This is a genomic window from Flavobacterium sp. GSP6 (assembly GCF_003984855.1).
GTDB lineage: Bacteria > Bacteroidota > Bacteroidia > Flavobacteriales > Flavobacteriaceae > Flavobacterium.
In genome coordinates, this window is sequence record NZ_RYDO01000008.1 from 128648 (window position 1) to 151909 (window position 23262).

At 33.6% G+C, this 23262-nt stretch carries 19 protein-coding genes, 1 tRNA gene and 2 pseudogenes; 12 read left to right on the top strand and 10 right to left on the bottom strand.

Annotation, left to right across the window (positions count from 1 at the left end):
* The first annotated feature begins 19 nt into the window (after positions 1 to 19).
* Entirely contained in the window at positions 20 to 610 is a 591-nt protein-coding gene (locus tag EKM03_RS10035; protein WP_126740324.1) for a porin family protein, read from the top strand.
* 98 nt (positions 611 to 708) lie between these two features.
* On the opposite strand, the gene EKM03_RS10040 is transcribed toward EKM03_RS10035, so the two are convergent.
* Both EKM03_RS10040 and EKM03_RS10045 read right to left on the bottom strand, forming a co-directional pair.
* Positions 709 to 1614, bottom strand: coding sequence for a hypothetical protein (locus tag EKM03_RS10040; RefSeq protein ID WP_126576249.1), 906 nt, complete (start codon positions 1612 to 1614; stop codon positions 709 to 711).
* A gap of 10 nt (positions 1615 to 1624) precedes the next feature.
* On the bottom strand, positions 1625 to 2041 hold the full coding sequence (locus tag EKM03_RS10045; protein ID WP_126555800.1) for a DM13 domain-containing protein: 417 nt from the start codon (positions 2039 to 2041) through the stop codon (positions 1625 to 1627).
* Positions 2042 to 2208: 167 nt separating this feature from the next.
* On the opposite strand from EKM03_RS10045, the gene EKM03_RS10050 reads away from it, so the two are divergent.
* A complete protein-coding gene (locus tag EKM03_RS10050) occupies positions 2209 to 3696 on the top strand; it encodes an aminotransferase class V-fold PLP-dependent enzyme (protein ID WP_126576248.1) in 1488 nt (495 codons plus the stop codon).
* An 85-nt stretch (positions 3697 to 3781) separates the two neighbouring features.
* Here EKM03_RS10050 and EKM03_RS10055 read toward each other — a convergent pair whose 3' ends face one another.
* Positions 3782 to 4651, bottom strand: coding sequence for a lysophospholipid acyltransferase family protein (locus EKM03_RS10055; RefSeq protein ID WP_126740326.1), 870 nt, complete (start codon positions 4649 to 4651; stop codon positions 3782 to 3784).
* A gap of 114 nt (positions 4652 to 4765) precedes the next feature.
* On the opposite strand from EKM03_RS10055, the gene EKM03_RS10060 reads away from it, so the two are divergent.
* Positions 4766 to 5404: a rhomboid family intramembrane serine protease gene (locus EKM03_RS10060; RefSeq protein WP_126740328.1), complete on the top strand. Its 639-nt coding sequence runs from the start codon at positions 4766 to 4768 to the stop codon at positions 5402 to 5404.
* A 50-nt stretch (positions 5405 to 5454) separates the two neighbouring features.
* Positions 5455 to 6141, top strand: coding sequence for an SIMPL domain-containing protein (locus EKM03_RS10065; protein ID WP_126459784.1), 687 nt, complete (start codon positions 5455 to 5457; stop codon positions 6139 to 6141).
* Between the two features lie 118 nt (positions 6142 to 6259).
* Here EKM03_RS10065 and EKM03_RS10070 read toward each other — a convergent pair.
* From EKM03_RS10070 to EKM03_RS10090, 5 genes and pseudogenes are all read right to left on the bottom strand, one after another.
* Positions 6260 to 6340, bottom strand: a tRNA-Tyr gene (locus EKM03_RS10070).
* 174 nt (positions 6341 to 6514) lie between these two features.
* Positions 6515 to 6901, bottom strand: a pseudogene (locus EKM03_RS10075) (TlpA family protein disulfide reductase); the annotation flags it as partial.
* An 18-nt stretch (positions 6902 to 6919) separates the two neighbouring features.
* Positions 6920 to 7681, bottom strand: a complete 762-nt coding sequence (locus tag EKM03_RS10080; RefSeq protein ID WP_126740330.1) for a DUF4369 domain-containing protein — start codon at positions 7679 to 7681, stop codon at positions 6920 to 6922.
* A gap of 371 nt (positions 7682 to 8052) precedes the next feature.
* Positions 8053 to 8493 (bottom strand): KTSC domain-containing protein, encoded by a 441-nt coding sequence (locus EKM03_RS10085; RefSeq protein WP_126561605.1) that lies wholly within the window; start codon positions 8491 to 8493, stop codon positions 8053 to 8055.
* Positions 8494 to 8666: 173 nt separating this feature from the next.
* Positions 8667 to 8912: a hypothetical protein gene (locus tag EKM03_RS10090; protein WP_126561604.1), complete on the bottom strand. Its 246-nt coding sequence runs from the start codon at positions 8910 to 8912 to the stop codon at positions 8667 to 8669.
* A 267-nt stretch (positions 8913 to 9179) separates the two neighbouring features.
* On the opposite strand from EKM03_RS10090, the gene EKM03_RS10095 reads away from it, so the two are divergent.
* Complete coding sequence (locus tag EKM03_RS10095) at positions 9180 to 10802, top strand: amidase (protein ID WP_126561603.1); 1623 nt, start codon at positions 9180 to 9182, stop codon at positions 10800 to 10802.
* A gap of 471 nt (positions 10803 to 11273) precedes the next feature.
* On the opposite strand, the gene msrB is transcribed toward EKM03_RS10095, so the two are convergent.
* Complete coding sequence (gene msrB, locus EKM03_RS10105) at positions 11274 to 11663, bottom strand: peptide-methionine (R)-S-oxide reductase MsrB (protein WP_126740331.1); 390 nt, start codon at positions 11661 to 11663, stop codon at positions 11274 to 11276.
* A 38-nt stretch (positions 11664 to 11701) separates the two neighbouring features.
* Positions 11702 to 12568, bottom strand: a complete 867-nt coding sequence (locus EKM03_RS10110) for an alpha/beta fold hydrolase (RefSeq protein ID WP_126555815.1) — start codon at positions 12566 to 12568, stop codon at positions 11702 to 11704.
* 153 nt (positions 12569 to 12721) lie between these two features.
* Here EKM03_RS10110 and EKM03_RS10115 point away from each other — a divergent pair, with 153 nt between their 5' ends.
* The 7 genes and pseudogenes from EKM03_RS10115 to EKM03_RS15490 form a co-directional block, all read left to right on the top strand.
* Positions 12722 to 14143, top strand: coding sequence for a glycogen synthase (locus EKM03_RS10115; RefSeq protein ID WP_126556340.1), 1422 nt, complete (start codon positions 12722 to 12724; stop codon positions 14141 to 14143).
* The gene (locus tag EKM03_RS10120; protein WP_126451441.1) at positions 14140 to 15420 is read left to right on the top strand and encodes a glucose-1-phosphate adenylyltransferase; all 1281 of its coding nucleotides are present in this window, start codon (positions 14140 to 14142) and stop codon (positions 15418 to 15420) included. Before EKM03_RS10115 ends, EKM03_RS10120 begins: the two co-directional genes overlap by 4 nt.
* Positions 15421 to 15488: 68 nt before the next feature.
* Positions 15489 to 17396 (top strand): 1,4-alpha-glucan branching protein GlgB, encoded by a 1908-nt coding sequence (gene glgB, locus EKM03_RS10125; protein WP_126459777.1) that lies wholly within the window; start codon positions 15489 to 15491, stop codon positions 17394 to 17396.
* A 310-nt stretch (positions 17397 to 17706) separates the two neighbouring features.
* Positions 17707 to 20106, top strand: coding sequence for a glycoside hydrolase family 31 protein (locus EKM03_RS10130; protein WP_126459774.1), 2400 nt, complete (start codon positions 17707 to 17709; stop codon positions 20104 to 20106).
* A gap of 88 nt (positions 20107 to 20194) precedes the next feature.
* Entirely contained in the window at positions 20195 to 21010 is an 816-nt protein-coding gene (locus tag EKM03_RS10135; RefSeq protein ID WP_126553209.1) for a M48 family metallopeptidase, read from the top strand.
* Between the two features lie 177 nt (positions 21011 to 21187).
* The gene (locus EKM03_RS10140; RefSeq protein ID WP_126459770.1) at positions 21188 to 22498 is read left to right on the top strand and encodes an MFS transporter; all 1311 of its coding nucleotides are present in this window, start codon (positions 21188 to 21190) and stop codon (positions 22496 to 22498) included.
* A gap of 184 nt (positions 22499 to 22682) precedes the next feature.
* A pseudogene (locus tag EKM03_RS15490) lies at positions 22683 to 22910 on the top strand (DUF4372 domain-containing protein); the annotation flags it as partial.
* Between the last annotated feature and the right edge of the window lie 352 nt (positions 22911 to 23262).

Here is a 23262-nt window from a genome sequence, read left to right on the forward strand (position 1 = left end):
CATTAAAAAACACTTATCGATGAAAAAACAAAAATTAATACTCGTAATGCTTTTTGGTATGACCCTCGCTGTGAATGCTCAAAATAACTCGAATAATAAATCCTTTGGAGGAATAAAAGGAGGGTATAGTTTATCCTCAGTACAATTTGACGGAAATGCTGAAACAGCTCAACGTCATAGCTTTCATGTGGGGGTTTATGGAGAGTCGTTTATAAGCAATAGTTTTTCTGTTCAGCCAGAATTGTTGTATTCCCAACAAGGGTATGTAATTACGAATAGTAGCGGGACATTTACACAAAAGCTAAATTATATCAACCTGCCATTGATGCTTAAAGCCTATCCTTCTAAAAATTTCTTTTTAGAAGTGGGGCCTCAAATTGGATTGGCTATTTCTCATAGAGAGGAGTTTAACAGTGGGTTTAGTTTATTTGATACCAATCAAGAATTTGAACCTAATAATTTTGACTGGGGAGTCAATTTTGGAGCAGGTTTTAAAACGGATTCCGGAATAAGTTTAGGAGTACGCTATCACTTAGGCAAGGGCGATATCTATGAGGAAGGAAAAGCACAAAATCGAGTACTGCAGTTTTCGTTAGGATTTGATTTATAATTAAAAAAAAACAGTTGAAATGCCCAATAGATATTGGGCATTTTTTGTTTATTTTACTCTGAATAAATTTCACGAAAAGGGCTTTACTACAACTGTTTTTAGAACAAAACTTTGTAGATGAGTCCGGCGGTAAAACCTCTTGTAAGTCCATCGGGTCTTACTTCCCGAATTACAAAAGGGGCAGCCAATGATAATTCGATACTATTTTTAGCATCAATAGCATAAGAACCAATCAAATTTCCATTGATGGTGAGTCCATCAGAATTTTGTATGGTTTCTCTTTTTCCAAAAGCATTTTCAAAACTATCCTCGCCTAAATGATAAAGAAATAATACATTAGGTTTGAAGGTAAATTTAGTATTAGCGGGCTGAATGGTGTAGGTAGTTCTAAATAAAGCATCTGATTTTCTTTCAAATAAATTAGTAGACGGGAAATCATCCGTGTCTGAAAACTCCTTAAAATAAGAATTTTTGTTGTTATTAAAAACAGGAATCTGTATCCCGGTATTGAAATCCCATTTTTTATAAGTAAGATTCAAACCCAAAATAAGGTCAAAAGTTCCCAGACTGGATTGGTAGTCTAACGGAAGCGAAAATTCATTTATTTTTAGATTGGAACTCGTAAAAGGTATTTTAAAACCCATAAGAGTGCTCCATTTTGCAGTAGTTTTAGTTTTCCAGTTATAGTTGCCTATGAAATAGCCATCACCAAAAGCACCACGTTGTCCAAAACTGCCGTTTGCTACAGAATAAGTGATTTTAGAACTGAGTGAAAAGCGTTCGTTTATTGTTCTGGTATAGGTAAGATAGGATGAAAAATAAGTTAGATCTGCTTCCCCGGTGCCAAAAATATTTCCTATTTCTATACCGTTTTTGAAATCAGTTTTTGAGTTTTGAAAGCTGTTTCCTATCGAACAAATCCCTGCGTCACTGCATCCTTGAGAATAAGAACTAAAGCCTGAAAACAGCCCAACGAGTACAATTATTATTATTGTTTTTTTCATGGATATAAATTTAATTTTGAGACAATTGCGCTACTGCAAAAAGATGACTGTATTGCTGACAATGAATCAGCACATATTTATAATCACTAATATTTACTTGAGGAGGAATTGCATATACTGTTGACGAGGTTAAATTTCCTAAATTCACAAAATCTGAAGGGGCAGCGGTTTTAGATAAATATACTTTTAAATCCGGACCATTGGAAATACTAAAATTGTCCAAGCGCACTTCATTTTGATTGGTATTCAAATACACTTTGGCTGAACCTGAAACCTTAATGCCTGATGTAGGCATAAAATCTCCAGTAAATGCAGATGTACTATTTTCAGGAAGTGAGGCTTGTATAGCTGGATCACGCGTCAAATCTCCTTCCACTTCGCAGGAGAGCAGTAAAATAAATAGTGGGAGTATAAAAATTTTTTTCATAATCAGGATTGGTTATTGATTATTCAAATGTATAAGGAATGTAAATTAAACTTTGTCAGCTACTTTACATTTAAGAGAAGATTAAAAACACTAGAATCCACTTTCGATAAACTGAAAATCTTTTTTCTGCAAAAAAATAATACCTTTGAACTCAAATCAGGAATTCTATGATAACTAAAGAAGTACCCACCCAATTAGAACAATATTTTCAACAGTTTCGTAAGAATATAATTGGAATTGATCAAGAATTTGAGTCACCTTACGGACCAAAAAAAATTATATACACGGATTGGACCGCCAGTGGTCGTTTGTATCGTCCTATTGAAGAAAAATTAATGAATGATTTTGGCCCTTTTGTAGCCAATACTCATACTGAAACTACCGTTTCGGGAACTGCCATGACTAAAGCATACCATCAAGCGCGCCATATTATCAAACACCATGTGCATGCCGGCAGTGATGATATTTTGATTACTGATGGAACAGGAATGACAGGTGTAGTCAATAAATTTCAACGAATTCTAGGTTTGAAAGTACCCGAAAACTTGAAAGATTTTATTACCATCCCACCCGAAAAAAGACCAGTTGTTTTTATTTCTCACATGGAACACCATTCCAATCAAACGTCTTGGCTAGAAACTATTGCTGATGTTGTAGTAATTCCCTCTACTGAAGACGGATTGTTCAGTATGGAGAATTTAGAAATAGCATTGAAAAAGTACAAAGAGCGACCTTTCAAAATAGCGTCAATAACTTCTTGTTCAAACGTAACGGGAATTAAAACACCGTATCATGAAGTGGCAAAAAAAATGCATCAAAACAACGGACTTTGTTTTGTTGATTTTGCTTGTTCTGGACCATATGTAAAAATTGATATGCATCCGGGAGACATTGAAAATCAATTGGATGCCATTTTTTTTTCGCCTCATAAATTTTTGGGAGGACCTGGAACCTCCGGGGTGTTAATTTTTAATAAAAAGCTATATCAAAATTTAATACCTGATAATCCTGGAGGAGGAACGGTAAGCTGGACCAATCCTTGGGGAGAGCACAAGTATATTGATAATATTGAAGATAGAGAAGATGGAGGAACTCCTGGTTTTCTTCAGGTTATAAAAATTGCACTGGCGGTTCAATTGAAAGAGCAAATGGGAATTGAGAATATCTTGAAGAGAGAGCATGAAATTGTGGATTATATTTTCTCAGAGATAGGAGCGGTTTCTAATATTAAAATCCTTGCAGGGCAGCATCACGACAGGTTAGGGGTTATTTCTTTTTTTATAGAAGAATTACATTTTAATTTAGGGGTAAAGTTATTGAATGATAAATTTGGAATACAAACCCGTGGCGGGTGTAGTTGTGCCGGAACATACGGACATTTTTTATTGCATGTGGATCAGGAAACCTCACACAAATTAATTGACGAAATTACTTTGGGGGATTTAATCAGAAAACCAGGTTGGATCAGAATGTCTATTCATCCTACAACTACAAATGCCGAAATTGAATTTGTGTGTAACGCAATAAAAGCATTGGCTGAAAAGCATAAAATTTGGGCTTTGGATTATGATTATAATTCGGCTACAAATGAGTTTATAAATAAAAATACACGCCATTTAGAAGATGAATTGGTAAAAAACTGGTTTTCTTTATAGAAGTTGCTGTTTTAAGAAACTAAAAAAATCACATATCATAAACGCTATTGTTTCTAATGTGTGATTTTTTTCTGAATACGAATTACTACCGTCTGTGTTTCCATCGTTTATGCGTCCAAAAATAATATTCAGGAGCTTCCAGAATTTGTTTTTCTACTTCCCGTAAAAAAGTATTGGTGATTTCAAAATCGGGAATGGATTTTGGATCATCTGTTATAGGGACAAAAGTAGCTTCATAAAATCCTCTTTTTACTTTTTTTACTTTTACAAAAAGGACATTGAGATCGTATCGTTTGGCCAGCATTTCAGCTCCGGTATGCACTGGAACTTCAATACCCATAAATGTATCCCAGTGAAAGGCTCGATCTAGTTTTGGGGATTGGTCGCTGGCTAAGCCATACATGAATAATATTTCTTTTTGTTGATTTTCTGCCATCAACGGGATCGCTCTTTTTGTTTCGACTAATTCTGCATTGTATTTGGATCGAATATCTCGTAGTAATTTATCAAAGTATTTATTGGCAATTTTTTTATAAACGCCTATTCCTTTAAATATTGTTTTTTCATTTACAGATAATAACCATTCCCAACTTGCATAATGGGAGGCTAATAATACAGTGCTTTTCCCTTTATCCTCATATTCTTTAACCAGTTCAATATTTGTGATTACAAATCGTCGGTTCATTTCAGCAGCTGAAATAGTCATGGTTTTTATCATTTCCAGGAACATATCACACAAATGGTGATAGGATTTTTTTTCGATAATAAGACGCTCCTTGAAACTCAGATTAGGAAAAGTAAGGGCTAAATTTTTTCTAACTGTTTTTTTTCGATACCCTATAATATAATATACAATCAAATAGATACAATCCGAAAACCAGTATAAAATCCGAAAAGGAAGAATAGAAATGACCCACAAAAAGGGAATGATTAAGATGTAAATAAGAAATTGCATGCCGTATTTTTTTTGACAAATATAAGGCAAAAATATAGATTGATATAAATTTGGACCGCATACAAGATGGTATTTGAGAAAGACTATCTTTACAATTCACAATAAACATACTTTATGAATACCATTTTAATAGCAATAATTGTTGTAAATGTTTTGATTAGTTACAAAGGTTTTAATGACCTTTCTTTTTTTAGAAAATATGAATTCCATATTGGAAGTATTCGTGCAGGCGAACAAATACGGTTGTTATCGTCTGGTTTTCTTCACGCAGATATGACTCATTTGATTTTTAATATGCTGACACTGTGGTTTTTTGCACCGGTAGTCATCAGTTATTTAGGGAGTTTTTCATTTATACTGGTGTATTTTGGAAGTTTAATTTTTGGAAGTTTATTGACGGTATTGTTTCATAAAAATGATTACGGGTATAGAGCTGTAGGTGCTTCTGGAGCCGTAACAGGGGTTTTATATTCGGCCATATTGTTACAGCCAGACATGATGTTGGGAATCTTCTTTATTATCCCAATGCCTGCTTATATCTTTGGAATCCTTTATTTATTGTATTCAATCTACGGAATGAAAGCTAAGAATGATAATATAGGTCATACCGCCCATTTTGGAGGCGCTGTTGGCGGTTATTTGATTACACTTGTCAACGAGCCACAGTTATTAGTGGATCATGCTTTAATGGTAGTTTTATTAGCCATTCCTATAATTATCCTGTTCGTAATGGCAAAAATGGGAAAATTATAATGGCACAACTTTTGAAAAGAAGTTAACACAAACAATTAAATGATAAAAAAATGAAAAAAGCACTATTAATCTTGTCTATTTTATTTATTTCAGTGTCCTACGGGCAAGAAATCAAACAAGTTCCTCAAATAAGCGTAAGTGGCGAAGGAAAAGTAAAGGTTGTTCCGGATCAAGCAAGTATAACGGTGACTGTTGAAACAAAAGGGAATAATGCCAAAGACGTCAAAAAGCAAAATGATCAAAAGATTGAAGCTGTGCTTAAGTTCATCAAAAAAATGAACTTGGCTCCTGCAGATTATAAAACGCAACGTGTTTCGTTGAACCCACAATACGATTACGAAAAAAAGAAACACAGCTATAATGCAACACAAACAATCGAAATTGTATTGAAGGATTTATCAAAATATGATGAATTGATGGAAGGTTTAGTTGACGAAGGGATTAATAGAATTGATACTGTTGTGTTTGAATCTTCTAAGTTGGCCCAATATCAATCTGAGGCTAGAAAATTAGCGATGAAAGAGGCTAAATTAAAAGCAGAAGATTATGTTTCAGTATTAGGACAAAAAGTAGGACGTGCCATGATCATATCAGATAATTCACAAAATTATAGTCCACAACCAATGTATGCTGCCATGAAAATGGAAATGAGCGATACTAGAGTTTCAAGAGAAACGATGGCGGTAGGCGAAATCAACATTACGGCTAATGTAACGGTAAGTTTTATTTTAGAATAGAAGAAGCTGCAAGTATTAAAAAATTCCGTTCAAAATATCAATTTGCTAGGATTTTTTTTGGATTAATTCACAACAGTAGTATGCAAAAAAAAACTCTTCAATCGCTTGAAGAGTTTTGTGGGGAGAGCAGGATTCGAACCTGCGAAGTTTACACAGCAGATTTACAGTCTGCCCTCGTTGGCCGCTTGAGTATCTCCCCAAGACTCAATAAGCAGTGCTTATTGTGCTAACCGGATGCAAATATAAAAACTGTTTTCAAGTTTCCAAACTATATTAGTACTTAATTTTACTATTATTTTTAAAGCATTGGTATTGAATAAAATAAAAAAATCTCCACTAGGAAGATTTTTTTTATTTGTACGATATAAGGTGTTTATTGTTCTAAAAGCTCAATTATTTTGGCTCTAAGGGCATCTCCCCTTAAATCTTTAGCCACAACATTTCCGGATGCATCCAGGATAAAAGTGGCAGGTATAGATTCTACTTTATACAAAGCAGCAATTGGTTCGTCCCAAAATTTCAAATTTGAAACCTGATTCCAGGTCAACTTGTCTTTAGCAATGGCTTCTTTCCAGGCTTTGGCATCTTTATCTAAAGAAACACCAATAATATTAAGACCCTTACTGTGTAACTCTTTATAGATGGCCACAACATTTGGATTTTCTTGACGACACGGCCCACACCATGATGCCCAAAAATCAACTATTGTTACTTTTCCTAAACTTTCTTTCAGAGAAATTATTTTCCCTTGAGGATTAGGACCTGAAAAATCTGCTCTTCATTTACCATCAGTAGTTGGAGCAGTAGCGCCTACAGCAGCCGGTGCTTTCATTTCAGCTAGTCTGGTTTTGATAGCAATTCCTGGCTTTGTTTTTTTCAATGCTTCTTCTAAACTGTTGTATAACTTTTCAGATTTTGCAACATCAGCACTAGGATCGTTTAACATTCCTTGGATGATTAGCGCTGAAATAAAAGATTTAGGATGTGTTTCAGCATACGCTAAATACTTTGCTTTTGAAGCAATACCAACTTCTTCTTGAAGTTTAGAAAATTCCTGCATCAAATTATTGATCACAATGGTGTCCTTACTTTGTTGAGCAGCTTCCATTGCTTGCATGTTTTTGTTTTGGAAATCCATTAGTTTCTTTTGAACTTTAGTGATTTCCTCGTTGAAGGTTGCGTATTCATCATTGTTATACGTTCCTGAAACTTTAGATTTTTGAATACTGTCTTTATTTATGGCAATCGTTACTTCTCCATTTTCTAATATGAAAGGTATTTTAGCCTGAGCCCCTTCTAATTGGATTGTATAAAACGATGGCTCTGTAATAGATCCTTTCATCTCAAATTTACCGTTTTCAACTTTTACGGTATCCTTAGCAATCAGTCCCATGCCATTTGCATCTTGTGTTTCTAAGATAATTGTTTTACCATTTTCAATTCCTGTTGCAGTCCCTGAAATGATGTATTCATCTTTGCCAACTTTGCTACAAGATAGTAAAACAACAGCAGCCGAAAGTAATAAAATTATTTTTTTCATTATTAATTAGTTAAGTTAAGAGTGCAAAAGTATTTAAATTTTTAATTGATATATAATTTTACAACCTAAATTTTTGTTATTATTTTTCATTCTTAATTAGGATTTAGCATTTATTTTACAAGTAGTTATTTTACTTCCTTCTTTGAATATAAAACCTATTAATCATGATGTGTTTTGGGACAATCAATTTTTTTTTCAATTAAGATTTATAAAAAAATAGCGAATAAATGGGATTTAAAACACTTTCTAGACGAGTTATTTAGGTTTTGCAAGCAGGCGTTTGTATATTGCTATTTCAGAACGGGACAAGTCCAAAATAAAAAAACATCCTTTTTTTGAAGGATGCTTTTTTATTTTGGACTTAAAAAAAATTAATCTTGATTGATTGTTTTTCTCCAAGTAAAGGAATTCAGGATGTGTCTTTTTGCAAATCTTCCAGGAGATTCAGCATTTACCATTTTTACGTAAGTAGCTTTAGGCACACTAATGTATTCGTAAACACTTCCATTTGAAAAATTGATGATCAATCGTCCTTCTACGAACTTATAGTCTGAAATTTTTGCAGTTGCAATAGTTTCAGTGTATTCCGGTAAGTTTTGTTTTAGAGTTTCAGGATTGATACTCACTAAGAAATGATAAGCTTCAATAATTTTTTTACTGTTTTCTTCAGCTGCTTTTAAACCAGTTTCGTCTCCTTGAAATTTATCAGGATGCGCTTCTTTCATCGCATTACGATATATCGTTTTCAAATCTTTCAGCTCTGCAGTTTTGTCTACATTTAGCAGTTTGCGGTATTCAACTATTTTTTTCATAAATAAGGTAACTACTTGTCTTTTACTATAAAACCAATGTGATTTGATTTCAAAAAGCGACAAATTTTTTGCAAAGGTACACTTTTTTTTATTTTTTTGGTTTCAGACCAATAAATTTTCCGAAAAAAGTATTCTGAAACAATAGATTTAAGGAATAAAAAACTGAAAAAGTTTTATTGTTGGGGCTTATTGTTTGCTTTATCGAAATTTTTGGATTTTTTTGGATATTTATTATAACTGATATCACTCGGATTTTCGATGATTGATTTTATCGTAATCCAATCTCCAATACTGTGTTTTTGAGCCATTTTATAGTCCAGAAGATAGGCACCACAAAAAAAATTGTTGTTTTCATCTTTTTCCATAATTCCTGTATAAACTCCTTTTTGCAGCATTTGTTCTTGTGAAGACTTTGTCATATCAATTTGATTTTAAATAATTCTATTTGGCAAAGTTAATCAATTATTAAATGTATTGCTACAATTTAGCCTGGCTCAATTGGTTTTAGTATTCTGGTTTTTTATTCCAATTTTGTTCCATTTCAAACTTTAACTTTTGTTTCATTTAATAATGAACTGATTTTATCAAAAAAAAACTAATTTAGGATTTTAATTGAATGCATCTATTTCGAGATAGTATTCAATGTTAACGAAATTAATAGTATATAAATATTTATTCGGCAATCTATGAAAAGAAGATCTTTTTTAACTACAGCAACACTTGCTTCCGCAGGTTTAACTACACTTTTGATTACAGGCTGTACCTCCGGTACCAAAAAAAATGAAGATTCAGTATCTGTTGAAGATTTCAATGCCGTTTTTGAACTAGACGAAGAAACCATCAGCAGTGTAAGGGAGAAATTAACTTCTGGCAAATATACTTCAGAACAATTAGTACAATTATACTTAAAACGGATTGAAGCTATTGATACCAATGGGCCTCAATTGCATTCCGTCATCGAAGTCAATCCAGATGCACTGGCTATCGCTGTTGCACTGGATAAAGAGTTAAAAGCAGGTAAAAGCAGAGGCCCTTTGCATGGAATCCCCGTTTTAATAAAAGACAACATAGACACAGCGGATAAAATGCTAACCACGGCTGGATCTCTGGCAATGGCAGGAAATAGTGCTTCAAAAGATGCTTTTGTCGTTAAAAAACTCAGAGAAGCCGGTGCAGTAATCATTGGAAAAACAAATTTGAGTGAATGGGCTAATTTTCGTTCGACCCAATCCTGTTCCGGTTGGAGCAGTAGAGGCGGTCAGACTAAAAACCCCTATATTTTAGATCATAATCCGTGCGGTTCCAGTGCTGGTTCAGGAGCAGCAGTCTCAGCCAATCTTTGTGTTGTTGCTGTTGGGACAGAAACGGATGGTTCTATTGTTTGTCCAGCTTCGGTAAACGGAGTTGTAGGGATTAAACCTACTGTAGGTCTGGTTAGTCGATCTGGGATTATTCCAATTTCAAAAACACAAGATACGGCTGGTCCAATGGCCAGAACCGTAACGGATGCTGCTATTTTATTAGGCGTAATTGCTGCTGTAGACCAAGATGATACTGTAACCCTTGAAAGTAAAGGGAAAGCACAGAAGGATTATACAACTTTTTTAGATAAAAATGCTTTGAAAGGCAAGCGTATTGGTATTGAAAAAAAGCCACAAGGAAATAATAAATACATTAATGCACTTTTAGATGCTGCTGTCAACCTGCTAAAAAAACAAGGGGCTATTATTATCGAAATTGACTATTTGGAGAAAATTAATGCTTTGGGTCAGGCCGAATTCGAAGTTTTACAATATGAATTTAAAGATGGATTGAATACCTATTTGGCTACAGCCAATGCAAAAGTAAAAAGTTTGAAAGATGTTATCGATTTTAATACTGCTAATGAAGATAAAGCAATGCCGTATTTTAAGCAAGAAACATTAGAAAGTTCTAATGCTAAAAAAGGATTAGAAGACAAAAAATATCTGGAAGCATTAACCGTAAGTTTCGAAGGAAGTAAAAGTGTGCTAAATACAGTTTTTAAAGAAAATAAATTAGACGCTATTTGTGGAATCACCATGGGACCTGCTTGCAGTATTGATATGATCTACGGAGATCGTTGGGGAGGATATTCTTTAACTTCTCCTGCTGCAGCAAGTGGCTATCCACATATTACAGTTCCTTGCGGACTGGCTTATGATTTGCCGGTTGGTTTATCATTTTTTGGTATGCCGTATACAGAAGGGAAATTAATAGGATTGGGCTATGCGTATGAACAAGTATCTAAAAAGAGAATAAAACCGGGACTTAAACCTTCTTTTTTATAATATTTTATAGGTATTTAAAAGGGTAAAAGGGTGAATTACTTTTTACCCTTTTATTTTTTTTATAATACTGACAAATGGAATTAATCGGTTATTCCGGACATTTGGGCTGAGGCTTAGAAATTTCTCTTCCTCAAAAGGAAATAGCCATCCTAATTTCGTCCCAGATTTCTTTTGGTAAAACTTGCAAGAGTTGTTTCTCAGCTTTGATTCCGTCTTCGGATTCTGGGATTAATCAAATTCTGGGCACTACTCTAACTCCAACGGATGTTTTTTTCCTATATAAGTAAGTCGAAAGTTTAAAAGTCGTAAAGTCAAAAGAATTAACTTTAAGTAAAACAGCTTTAAATCAGATTGTTACGTAATTTTATCCTGATTTTAAAATACGACATTATACCATGGTTATTACTTATTTGTTATAATGATTCTAAATTTTTATCCCATTCCGTTGCATTTTCAAATAAATCCGTATCACTATTCTTTGAAGTCCACTGATAAAGAATTCACGCAATAGCGTTGTCCGGTTTTTGTAGGTCCGTCATCAAAAACGTGTCCTAAATGGCTGCCACAATTAGCACAAAGGATTTCAGTGCGTTTCATACCAAGTGTTACATCAGAAATATATTCTACTTTTCCAGGAATGGATTCGTCAAATGAAGGCCAACCGCAATGGGCATCAAATTTAGAGTTGCTTTCGAACAAAGATTCACCGCAGACACCACAGCAATAGGTTCCTTTTTCGTAATGTAAGTTATAAGTTCCAGTATGTGGGTATTCAGTTCCTTTTTGTCGAAGAATTCTATACCGTTCTGCTCCTAATTTTTCTTTCCATTCTTGTTCTGTTTTTTCTAAAGGATATTTCATGATTATTTTTTTATTAATTGTATAGTGTTGTATTTCAATTATTTATTTTGGATGAATTGAACTGTTTTTTCAATTACTTTAAGGTTGCCTAGAATCTTTCTATGTCCTAATCCGTCTGTTAATAGTAACTCTCCATTTTTTAAATATTTATGAATGTGAATTCCAGCCTTTACGGGAACTTCAGGATCAAGGTTATCATGTATTACTAAAATAGGAATCGCTGTTTCTTTTGCAGCCAAAAAAGCAGAATAACTATTCATTTTTTCTCCGTATTTTTTTTCGAAATGCAAACGCAAAAGAGTACTTACACTTGGTTTCAATTGTAATTTTGCCACAAAATCATCTATAATATCTTCTACAACATCACCACTGCCAATCACTACGGCATGATTTACTTTTAAACCTTTTTTTATGGCGTTCAAAACGGACATTCCTCCTAATGAATGACCAATAGCTGCTTCAAAGGGCCCAAATTGCTTCTCTATTTCTAAAATTGTATCAATAAAGTCGACCATAATAGTCGTTTTTCCAGGTGATTTTCCATGTGCAGGAGCATCAAAACTGATCGTAGAATATCCGGCTTTAAGCAATTCATCCGCTATTTTGAATAATTGAGTTCCACGTCCTGACCAACCATGAACTAATAAAATTTTCTTGTCACTTTTTCCATATTCATACACAACAACTTCTTTGCCAATTGCCGGAATTGAAATTAATTTTTGTATACTATTTCGATCCATTTCTAACTCTCTTTTTGGAATCTTATGTTTTATGGGTGTAGTAAACAGTTTAGCTGCAAATAATGTAATTAGTTTTGGTGAAATAAAAGAGATTAATTTACTGGTTAATAAAATAATTTTAGGAATTTTCAATGATTGGGTATGATTAGAAGACTTTTTTGTCATTTTAATAAATTTTCAAGCAGGTTATTATATTATAATTTTTTTAGTAAATTTAGAAAAACATAAAAGTAGTATTTTTTAGAAAGTTTTCAGGCGTATTTATATAAAAGACTAAAATAGGGGTTAAAATTAATTAAAAATATCAAAAGTTCATACATGGAAATATTTCATATCAGTGCAGAGTGTTATCCTGTTGCAAAAGTAGGAGGTTTAGCTGATGTAGTTGGCGCATTACCAAAATATCAAAACAATGCAGAGCATCGTGTAAGGGTTGTAATACCTTGTTATGATACAAAGTTTAAAAAAGAAAATGAGTTTGAATGTGTTCATTGGAGTTCTGTAAAACTTGGAAATTTTAATTTTCCGTATAGTATTCTAAAAGAAAAAACAGACCAACTAGGATTTGAATTGTATTTGGTTGACATTCCGGATTTATTCGACAGGAAAGACGTGTATGGTTACGAAGATGATATTGAACGTTTTTTGTCTTTCCAGATCGCCACTTTGGATTGGATTACAGGCAGAAGCGAAGTTGCTGATGTCATTAATTGTCACGATCATCATACAGGTATGATTCCATTTATGATGTTGTATTGTCACAAATACGAAAAATTACGAAATATTCCTTCCATGATTACCATTCATAATGGTTTATACCAAGGGCAGTTTGGGTTTAATAAATTATATTATTTACCCGAATTTGATTTGGCTCACGTAAATGTTTTAGAATGGGATAATTGCATTAATTCATTGGCAGTAGCCATAAAATGTGCTTGGGCTGTTACCACAGTTTCTCCAAATTATCTAAATGAAATCAACTATTCAGCAAATGGTCTGGAATCACTATTTAATTTGGTTCGGTATAAGTCTAAAGGGATTTTGAACGGAATTGATATTGAAGTTTGGGATCCGGAAAAAGACGCGATGATAGAAAAAAACTATTCGATTAAAAATTTTGAAAAAGGAAAACAGGAAAACAAAGAAAAATTATGCAAACTCTTTAATTTAGATCCAACAAAACCACTTTTTAGTTTTATTGGAAGATTATTAGAAGAAAAAGGAGGGGATTTATTACCACCAGCCGCAGCTCTTGCTTTATCTGAGAATTATCAACAAATTAATATTTTGATTTTAGGATCCGGAAGTACAATTATTGAAAAACAATTGAATACTTTGCTACAAGATTACAAAGGAAATTACAATACGTTTATTGGTTATAATGAAGAATTAGCACACTTGATTTACGCCGGTTCTGATTTTTTATTAATGCCTTCCAGAGTAGAGCCTTGCGGTTTAAACCAAATGTATTCGTTGCGCTACGGAACAATTCCCATTGTGAGACGAACTGGTGGGTTAAGAGACACAGTTGTTGATTTTGGCGATGACGGAAACGGAATTTGCCACGATCAGGCCACAGTTGGTGATGTTTGTTATTCTATTCAAAGAGCCGTCAATTTATATGATGATAAAGAACATCTGAACAAAATTAGAAAAATAGGAATGAACACAGACCATTCATGGGAGCGTGTTTGTCAGGAATATATAGAAATGTACAAACTAATAAGCAACAAGAAATGAAACCCAAAAAGAAAAATGTTATTGCAATTATTTTAGGTGGAGGACAAGGTTCAAGATTGTATCCCTTGACAGAATCACGATCAAAACCAGCTGTACCAATAGGAGGAAAATACCGATTGGTTGATATTCCTATTTCAAATTGTATGAATTCAGATATTTACAGAATGTTTGTATTGACACAATTTAATTCGGCTTCCCTGAATGCACACATAAAAAACACCTATAACTTTAGTATTTTTAGCCATGCCTTTGTTGATATTCTTGCTGCTGAACAAACTCCTGATAATCCAACCTGGTTTCAAGGGACTGCCGATGCCGTAAGACAATGTATGCCTCATTTCTTAAACCATGATTTCGATTATGCGTTGATACTTTCCGGAGATCAGTTGTATCAAATGGATTTCAACGATATGCTAGAAGAACACATTAAGAACGAAGCTGATATCTCTATTGCTACTTTGCCAGTAAATGCTAAAGATGCGCCTGAATTTGGGATATTAAAAACAAACTCCGAAAGCTGTATTGAATCCTTTATCGAAAAACCAGCGAAGGAATTATTACCGGATTGGGAATCGGATGTGAGTGAACAAATGAAAAGTGAAGGAAAAAATTACTTGGCTTCGATGGGAATCTACATTTTTAACAAAAAACTGTTGGTCGATATCATGTCCAATAAAGAAACCAAAGATTTTGGCAAAGAAATTATTCCGCAAGCGGTAGGCCACAGAAAGATTTTAAGTTATCAATATGAAGGATACTGGACGGATATTGGTAATATAGATTCCTTTTTTGAAGCGAATATTGGACTTACGGATGACTTGCCAAAATTTAATTTATTTGATGATACTAATAAAATTTATACCAGACCAAGATTATTGCCGCCATCAAAATTCCAAAAAACAATGGTTGATAAATCATTGATTTCAGAAGGTTGCATTTTGAATGCCAAAGAAATTAATCGTTCTGTAATTGGTATTCGATCCAGAATAGGGGAGGGAACTATCATTCAAAACAGCTACGTAATGGGTAATGATTTCTATCAGAATATTGATGATATGAATGAAGATCTTAAAAGCGACAGACAATTGGTTGGAATTGGGGAAAGATGTTTTATAAGTAATGCTCTCGTGGATAAAAACTGCAGAATTGGTAATGATGTATATATCAATGGTGGAAACCATCTAGAAGATTTTTCTAATGAGTTGTATGCCATAAAAGATGGAATTGTTGTTATCAAAAAAGGAGCAGTTATACCAGACAATTACATTATTAAGTAAACCTAAAAACTGTTTTTCTTACACTAATATTCTGATTTTTACACAAAGCAGAAGCATACAATTGTTATATGAGCAAAGTTATCTCGCATTCCCTTTTTACCGATTTCGATATTGAATTATTCAAATCAGGGAAACATTTTCGTCTGTATGAAAAACTAGGTGCACATCTTCTTTCAGTTGATGGAACAGACGGTGTTTATTTTGCGGTTTGGGCGCCAACAGCTCAGTCTGTTTCTGTAGTTGGGGATTTCAATTTCTGGACACAAGGTAAACATCTGTTGGAAGTTCGCTGGGACTCCTCTGGCATTTGGGAAGGATTTATTCCAAACATCAAAAAAGGGACAACCTATAAATATAAAATACAATCTAATAATGGTGGAATCATAACAGAGAAAGCGGATCCGTTTGCTTTTTATTGTGAAAAACCACCACACACTGCCTCAGTAGTTTGGGATTTAGAGTATCAATGGAAAGACAAAAACTGGATGAAAACGCGTCAGAACCACAATGGTTTAGACAAGCCTTATTCAGTATATGAAGTCCATTTAGGATCCTGGAAACGGCATGCAGAAGATAATCGCTTTCTGACGTATCTAGAATTTGCCGAAGATTTAGTACATTATATAAAAGAAACTGGATTTACGCACGTGGAGTTCATGCCCATCATGGAATATCCATACGATCCGTCTTGGGGCTATCAATTAGTGGGGTATTTTGCACCAACTTCCCGTTTTGGGAATCCACAGGAATTCATGCATTTAGTAGATAAATTGCACGAAGCAGGAATTGGAGTAATCCTGGATTGGGTACCCTCTCATTTTCCAGATGATGCACATGGTTTAGGATTTTTTGACGGTTCCAATCTTTTTGAACATCCAGATCGTAAAAAAGGCTATCATCCAGATTGGAAAAGTTTAGTTTTCAATTATGGACGAAATGAGGTTCGCTCTTTTTTGATTAGTAATGCGTTATTTTGGTTGCAACATTACCATGCGGATGCTTTGCGGGTAGATGCCGTCGCCTCGATGTTGTATCTGGATTATTCCAGAAAAGAAGGCGAATGGGAACCTAATATTTACGGTGGAAGAGAAAATCTAGATACTATTAGTTTCCTGAAAGAATTTAATGAAGCCGTGTATCTAAATTATGAAGGCGTTCAAACCATAGCTGAGGAAAGTACCTCGTTCCCAATGGTTTCGAGACCAACATCTATCGGAGGTTTGGGTTTTGGAATGAAATGGATGATGGGTTGGATGCACGATACTTTGGAATATTTTCAAAAAGACACGGTGTACAGAAAGTACCATCAAAATGATTTGACTTTCTCGATGACCTATACTTTTTCGGAAAATTTTATGTTACCGCTTTCGCATGACGAAGTGGTGTACGGAAAAAAATCTATAGCAGGAAGAATGCCAGGAGATGAATGGCAGAAATTTGCGAATTTAAGATTACTTTATGGTTACATGTTTATGCATCCCGGAACTAAATTATTGTTCATGGGAAGTGAATTTGGACAAAGCAACGAATGGAATTTTGAAGGAAGTTTAGATTGGCATTTATTGCAATATCCCTATCATGAAGGCGTAAAAAAATTAATTACAGATTTGAATAAATTGTATAAAACACAACCTGGATTATATGAAAAACAATTCAGTCCGGAAGGTTTTGAATGGATTAATTATTCGGATCATCAAAATGCGGTGATGTCTTTCATTCGAAAAGGAAATGATCTAAAAAACGATATAATTGTAGTGTGTAATTTCACGCAAGTGGTGCGCCCTGATTATCGAATTGGTTTACCTAAAAAAGGAAAATTGACAGAAATTTTTAACAGTGATGCTTCAAATTATGGAGGAAGCGGCGTTTCTAATACTACAAAAATAGCAATTGAGTCATTGCCTTATGATGGAAGAGATTATTCTGCTGAATTGCTATTGCCGCCGTTAAGTGTTATTGTTTTTAAAATCGGATAATTTTTAACAAAACGATTTAGAGATTAAGAGAACTTCAGATTACAATGAGAATTAGAGATTAAGAGTATTTAAAGCTTAATTATGTAGGTGTAACAACTAATTTAAATTTAGTGTTGATTTATCGTTTTTTTTTGATTTTAACTCCTAATCTCTTACCTTCTTTGTTTTAAAAAACACACCTATTTATCTCTAAATTTAACTGTCTAAAAACTATAACGTTTTCGTTAATAAACCCCACACATATAACTGTTTACAAAGTAATTTCGTAAGTTTGAATGCTAGAAAAAGATTAAAATTAATACCATAAAACATGATTACAAATACAGAATTAGAATATAAGGGAGATTTATATCCCACAAAAATAATTTCTTTTGAACAGGAAGTTGATTCAATCTATTTTCATACCGATAATAGTGTCATCTTGAAAGTAACCATATTAAGAGATAGTTTAATCCGATTTAGATTTACAACAAAAGGGTATTTTAGCAATGATTTTTCTTATGCAATTGATAAAAGTCATTCTCATGGTTATAATTTTCTGGAAGTTTCTGAAGCAGAAGAGTATTATCAGATAAAAACCAGTAAAGTACAATGCAGGATTCAAAAAATAGACATGAGAGTATCTATTTATGATCTAGAAGAAAATATTATTTTAGAAGATGAGCTTGGATTTCATTGGGAAGAAAGCTATGAATATGGCGGTAACATTGTCAAAATGAGTAAGGCTTCAAAAGACGGGGAATGTTTTTACGGACTTGGCGACAAAGCAACCCAAATGAATTTGAAGGGAAAAAGACTGGAAAATTTTGCAACAGATCAATATGCTTTTCAAAAAGACCAAGAGCCCTTATACAAAGTTGTTCCATTTTATATTGGATTACGAAACAAGAAATCTTATGGTATTTTCTTTGATAATACCTTTAGAACCTATTTTGATTTTTGTCACGAAAGAAGAAATGTAACCAGTTATTGGGCTGAAGGTGGAGAAATGAATTATTATTTCATTTACGGACCCCAAATGCAAGATGTGGTTACAACGTATACTGATTTGACCGGTAAGCCAGAATTGCCGCCACTTTGGGCACTTGGATACCACCAATGTAAATGGAGTTATTATCCGGAAAGCAATTTAAAAGAAGTTGCAGCTAAATTTAGAGAGTTGAAAATTCCATGTGACGCACTGTATTTGGATATTGATTATATGGAAGGTTTTCGATGTTTTACTTGGAACAAAGAATATTTTCCGGATCCAAAAAGAATGGTGGCTGAATTAGCCGAAGATGGTTTCAAAACAGTTGTAATTATCGATCCGGGAATAAAAATTGACAAAGAATATTCGGTATATCAAGAAGCTTTAGAAAAAGATTATTTCTGCAAAAGAGCTGACGGTCCATACATGAAAGGAAAAGTATGGCCGGGAGAATGTAATTTTCCGGATTATACAAACCCTGCGGTACGGGAGTGGTGGGCTGGATTGTTCAAAGAATTAATTTCGGAAATTGGAGTAAAAGGAGTGTGGAATGACATGAATGAACCCGCAGTAATGGAGGTTCCTAATAAGACATTTCCAATGGATGTGCGCCATGATTACGACGGAAACCCTTGCAGTCATAGAAAAGCACATAATATTTATGGTACACAAATGGCCAGAGCAACCTATCATGGTGTGAAACGATTTGCATATCCAAAAAGACCCTTTGTAATAACAAGATCAGCATACGCAGGAGCACAACGGTACACGTCTTCTTGGACTGGAGATAATGTAGCCACTTGGGAACATTTATGGATTGCAAATATTCAGGTGCAACGCATGTCTCTATCTGGTATGGGTTTTACAGGATCAGATATTGGTGGATTTGCAGAACAACCATCAGGCGAATTGTATGCCCGTTGGATTCAATTGGGTGTTTTTCATCCTTTTTGCAGAACTCATTCTTCAGGAGATCACGGCGACCAGGAACCATGGGCTTTTGATGAAGAAGTGATCAATATCACTAGAAAGTTCGTGAATTTAAGATACCAATTATTACCTTATTTATATACCATGTTTTGGCAATATATTGAGGAAGGAATTCCTATGTTGAAGCCATTAGTATATTATGATCAGGAAGATATTCAAACGCATTATAGAAATGACGAATTTGTTTTTGGAAATCAAATTCTTGTTTGTCCTATTTTAGAACCTAATTCAGTAGGAAGGCGCATGTATATTCCTCGTGGACAATGGTATAATTATTGGACCAACGAATTGGTCAATGGCGGAAAAGAAATATGGGTAGGTACTAAGTTTGATGAAATTCCAATTTTTGTAAAAGCAGGAGCAATCATTCCTAAATATCCGGTTCAACAATATGTTGGCGAACTGGAGTTTGATGAGTTAACACTGGATATTTATTATCACGAAGGAAAAGAAAAATCAGTAGTGTATGAAGATGCGCAAGATGGATATGATTATAAAAAAGGACGGTATAGCTTTTTGTCTTTTCAAGCAACCGGAAAAGAGAAGGAACTGATCATTCAGTTGCATAAAGAAGGAAAATACGACACTAATTATTCTAAGTATAAATTAAATTTGATTGGACTTCCTTTTAAAGTCAAAACAATAGAAATTGATAACGTTGAAGTTGTATTTGATAAAATTACTTTGGATAATGAAGGCTATTTGATTGTTGATAAGGGATTTACAGCTTTGTATATTATTGGAGAATAACAAAAAAATGATACTTTTAAATTTAATTTTATAAATTTTAAAATATTAATAATTGTATTTTTGTATGACATCTAAAAACAATAAAATCATGAAAAAGCATTTAATAGTAGGGGTTTTAGCTCTAGGTATTTTATCTTCTTGTGCAACTAATCCGCTTACAGGAAAAAAAAACTTAAATTTTGTTCCCAATAGTGAGTTGTTTCCAACCTCATTTCAGCAATATGGTACTTTTTTAAGTGAAAACAAAGTAATTACTGGAACTGCTGATGCAAAAAAAGTGGAAACAGTTGGTCTTCGAATTAAAGCTGCTGCAGAAAAATATTTAATATATTTAGATCAATCACAATATTTGAAGGATTACCGTTGGGAATATAAATTAATTGACAATAAAGATGTGAATGCCTGGTGTATGCCAGGAGGAAAAATTGTAGTGTATACCGGAATACTGCCTATAACTAAAGATGATGCGGGTTTAGCTACCGTAATGGGACATGAGGTTTCGCATGCATTAGCCAATCATGGAGCTCAACGTATGAGTGCTGCTCAATTGCAACAATTAGGTGCTGTAGGAGTTGCTGTTGCAACGGGAGGAAAAAGTGCTGAGAATCAACAAATTTGGCAACAGGCTTACGGAGTAACCACACAATATGGCGGAATGTTACCTTTTAGTAGAGGTCATGAAACGGAGGCCGATAAAATAGGACTTACTTTAATGGCTATTGCAGGATACAATCCAGAGGAATCAGTTGTTTTTTGGCAAAGGATGTCAGCGCAATCCGCTGGGCAAGCACCGCCAGAATTCATGAGTACACACCCCTCTGATGCTACCCGAATTGCGAATTTGAAAGCATTAATTCCTGAAGCTAAAGCAACAGCTGTAAAAGTTGGAATTATATACAGATAAAAATCATATTAATTAGTAAATCTAATTTTATACAAAAGCTTTTCTTTTTCAGAAAAGCTTTTTTTTGTTTATCCTAACGGCGTGCTTATGATAACGGATTATTAATGTACGATTTCATCCCGTTTTGTCTAATGTTAAACAAAAAATAAATAAATTCGTAGCATAAATAAATGAAATATGAAAGGATTACAAAAAGGAGATAAAAAGCTTATTAACGCTTGGGCTTTTTATGATTGGGCTAACTCCGTTTATAGTTTAGTAATTTCGACAGCTGTTTTTCCCATTTATTATGAAACGGTAACAAGCGGAAACAATGGGATTGTTCATTTTTTTGGAACAGAATTCATTAATTCAACTTTGCTATCTTACTCTTTATCATTCTCATTTTTGGTAGTTGCTCTCTTATCACCAATATTGTCTGGAATTGCTGATTATACGGGTAACAAAAAACGATTTATGCAGTTTTTTTGTTACTTGGGTTCGTTATCAGTCATGAGTTTATTCTTTTTTAAGGGACAGGACACATTGTGGATTGGAATTTTAGGTACCATTTTAGCCAGTGTTGGCTTTTGGGGAAGTATTGTTTTTTATAATTCTTATTTGCCAGAAATTGCTTTTCCAGAACAACATGATCGAGTAAGTGCAAAAGGATTTATGTATGGTTATTTTGGTTCTGTAATTTTATTGGCGTTTAATTTGACGATGGTTATGATGCCTCAATGGTATGGGATAACAGATTCTTCTTTACCGGCGAGGATTTCGTTTTTATCTGTTGGTATTTGGTGGATTGGTTTTGCCCAAGTAACTTTTTATTATTTGCCTAATAATGTATTTCATAAAAAACCCGAAAAAGATTATATTTTTAAAGGATTAATAGCGCTTAAAGTTGTTTCAAAAAGTATAAAGAAACTAACAAAATTAAAACAATTCTTAACCGCTTTTTTTCTTTACAGCATAGGGGTACAAACAATGATATTATTGGCTGGTATTTTCTTTAAAAAAGAACTAGGAATTAGTACGAGTAAATTGATTATTATAATTTTATTAATAAATGTAATTGCTATTTTCGGCGCTTATTTATTTTCAAGAATATCAGAGAAAATTGGAAATATAAAAACACTAAAACTTACTGTAGCAATTTGGGCGTTTATTTGGTTTACGGTCTACTTCTTAGATGCTAAAAGTACATATATTGATATCCAAATTTATGCGCTTGGAGGAATGATAGGAATGGTTTTAGGGGCTATTCAATCCTTATCACGTTCAACCTATTCCAAGTTATTGCCTGAAACGGAAGATCATGCTACCTATTTTAGTTTTTTTGATGTTACTGAAAAAATTGCCATAGTGCTTGGTACATTTATTTTTGGTTTTGTAGCTTCAATTACAAACTCGATTAGGAATTCAATTTTTATATTGGCGATTTTCTTTGTATTGGGTTATATTGCTCTTAGTTTTATGAGTAAAAATGAAGACGGAAAAGATTAGTATATAATTATTCACTACTAACCAACAAAATAATTTCAAGACAAAGGGCTACTTTTAATAGTAAGCCCTTTTTTTTATATCTTTTGGTTACCAAAAACAATAAAATAGGAGTTCTAAAGATATTGAAAAAAAACACCAAACCGACCGATATTACAAGTCTTTTCCTGCTTGAACACAACTTGTAACGCTACTTTTTGGAGTTTTTAGTCGTTGTGATTCTATGGGAGAAATTTGCGATGGAATGCTTGCAATGCAAGGTAAATTAAATCATTTAGGACACGATAAATCTCCTGCAAAGAGTACTTCAGGCAACTGGTTTTGGAGTATTGAAAGAAGAACATATTCACTTAAAATACAAAGAATAAAATCAAGAAAAAACCCTTTGTTTACGAAAAGTTACGTACCGAGATGACAAAGAAAGAGTGTATGAATTTATCACCAATAACTTTGAGATAAGCAATGAATAGGTGACTTTGATTTATAAAATTAGTTGGCAGATTGAGTTACTTTTCAAGAAGCTAAAACAAAATTTTCAACAGCACTAATTTTATTCAGAGACCGAAAACGGAATCAAGACCCAAATCTGGATTACACTCATAGCTCAATTACTTTTGATGGTTCTAAAGGCAAAATCACAAACAAAAAAAGCGTTTTCGACAAGTGATAAAAAAAATATCTTCAAGGGTTTGGATATGCAAATAAAAACTGCACATTAAGTTAAGCTACATTTTTGTAATTAATTTGATTGTTAAATTCTTCAATAG

Coding starts and splice junctions, on each gene's coding strand:
- EKM03_RS10065 (WP_126459784.1), top strand. CDS start 5,455: ATGAAAAAAGCACTATTAATCTTGTCTATTTTATTTATTTCAGTGTCC.
- EKM03_RS10135 (WP_126553209.1), top strand. CDS start 20,195: ATGAAAAAGCATTTAATAGTAGGGGTTTTAGCTCTAGGTATTTTATCT.
- EKM03_RS10090 (WP_126561604.1), bottom strand. CDS start 8,912: ATGACAAAGTCTTCACAAGAACAAATGCTGCAAAAAGGAGTTTATACA.
- EKM03_RS10060 (WP_126740328.1), top strand. CDS start 4,766: ATGAATACCATTTTAATAGCAATAATTGTTGTAAATGTTTTGATTAGT.
- EKM03_RS10140 (WP_126459770.1), top strand. CDS start 21,188: ATGAAAGGATTACAAAAAGGAGATAAAAAGCTTATTAACGCTTGGGCT.
- EKM03_RS10095 (WP_126561603.1), top strand. CDS start 9,180: ATGAAAAGAAGATCTTTTTTAACTACAGCAACACTTGCTTCCGCAGGT.
- EKM03_RS10040 (WP_126576249.1), bottom strand. CDS start 1,614: ATGAAAAAAACAATAATAATAATTGTACTCGTTGGGCTGTTTTCAGGC.
- EKM03_RS10115 (WP_126556340.1), top strand. CDS start 12,722: ATGGAAATATTTCATATCAGTGCAGAGTGTTATCCTGTTGCAAAAGTA.
- msrB (WP_126740331.1), bottom strand. CDS start 11,663: ATGAAATATCCTTTAGAAAAAACAGAACAAGAATGGAAAGAAAAATTA.
- EKM03_RS10050 (WP_126576248.1), top strand. CDS start 2,209: ATGATAACTAAAGAAGTACCCACCCAATTAGAACAATATTTTCAACAG.
- EKM03_RS10045 (WP_126555800.1), bottom strand. CDS start 2,041: ATGAAAAAAATTTTTATACTCCCACTATTTATTTTACTGCTCTCCTGC.
- EKM03_RS10085 (WP_126561605.1), bottom strand. CDS start 8,493: ATGAAAAAAATAGTTGAATACCGCAAACTGCTAAATGTAGACAAAACT.
- EKM03_RS10120 (WP_126451441.1), top strand. CDS start 14,140: ATGAAACCCAAAAAGAAAAATGTTATTGCAATTATTTTAGGTGGAGGA.
- EKM03_RS10035 (WP_126740324.1), top strand. CDS start 20: ATGAAAAAACAAAAATTAATACTCGTAATGCTTTTTGGTATGACCCTC.
- EKM03_RS10130 (WP_126459774.1), top strand. CDS start 17,707: ATGATTACAAATACAGAATTAGAATATAAGGGAGATTTATATCCCACA.
- EKM03_RS10110 (WP_126555815.1), bottom strand. CDS start 12,568: ATGACAAAAAAGTCTTCTAATCATACCCAATCATTGAAAATTCCTAAA.
- glgB (WP_126459777.1), top strand. CDS start 15,489: ATGAGCAAAGTTATCTCGCATTCCCTTTTTACCGATTTCGATATTGAA.
- EKM03_RS10080 (WP_126740330.1), bottom strand. CDS start 7,681: ATGAAAAAAATAATTTTATTACTTTCGGCTGCTGTTGTTTTACTATCT.
- EKM03_RS10055 (WP_126740326.1), bottom strand. CDS start 4,651: ATGCAATTTCTTATTTACATCTTAATCATTCCCTTTTTGTGGGTCATT.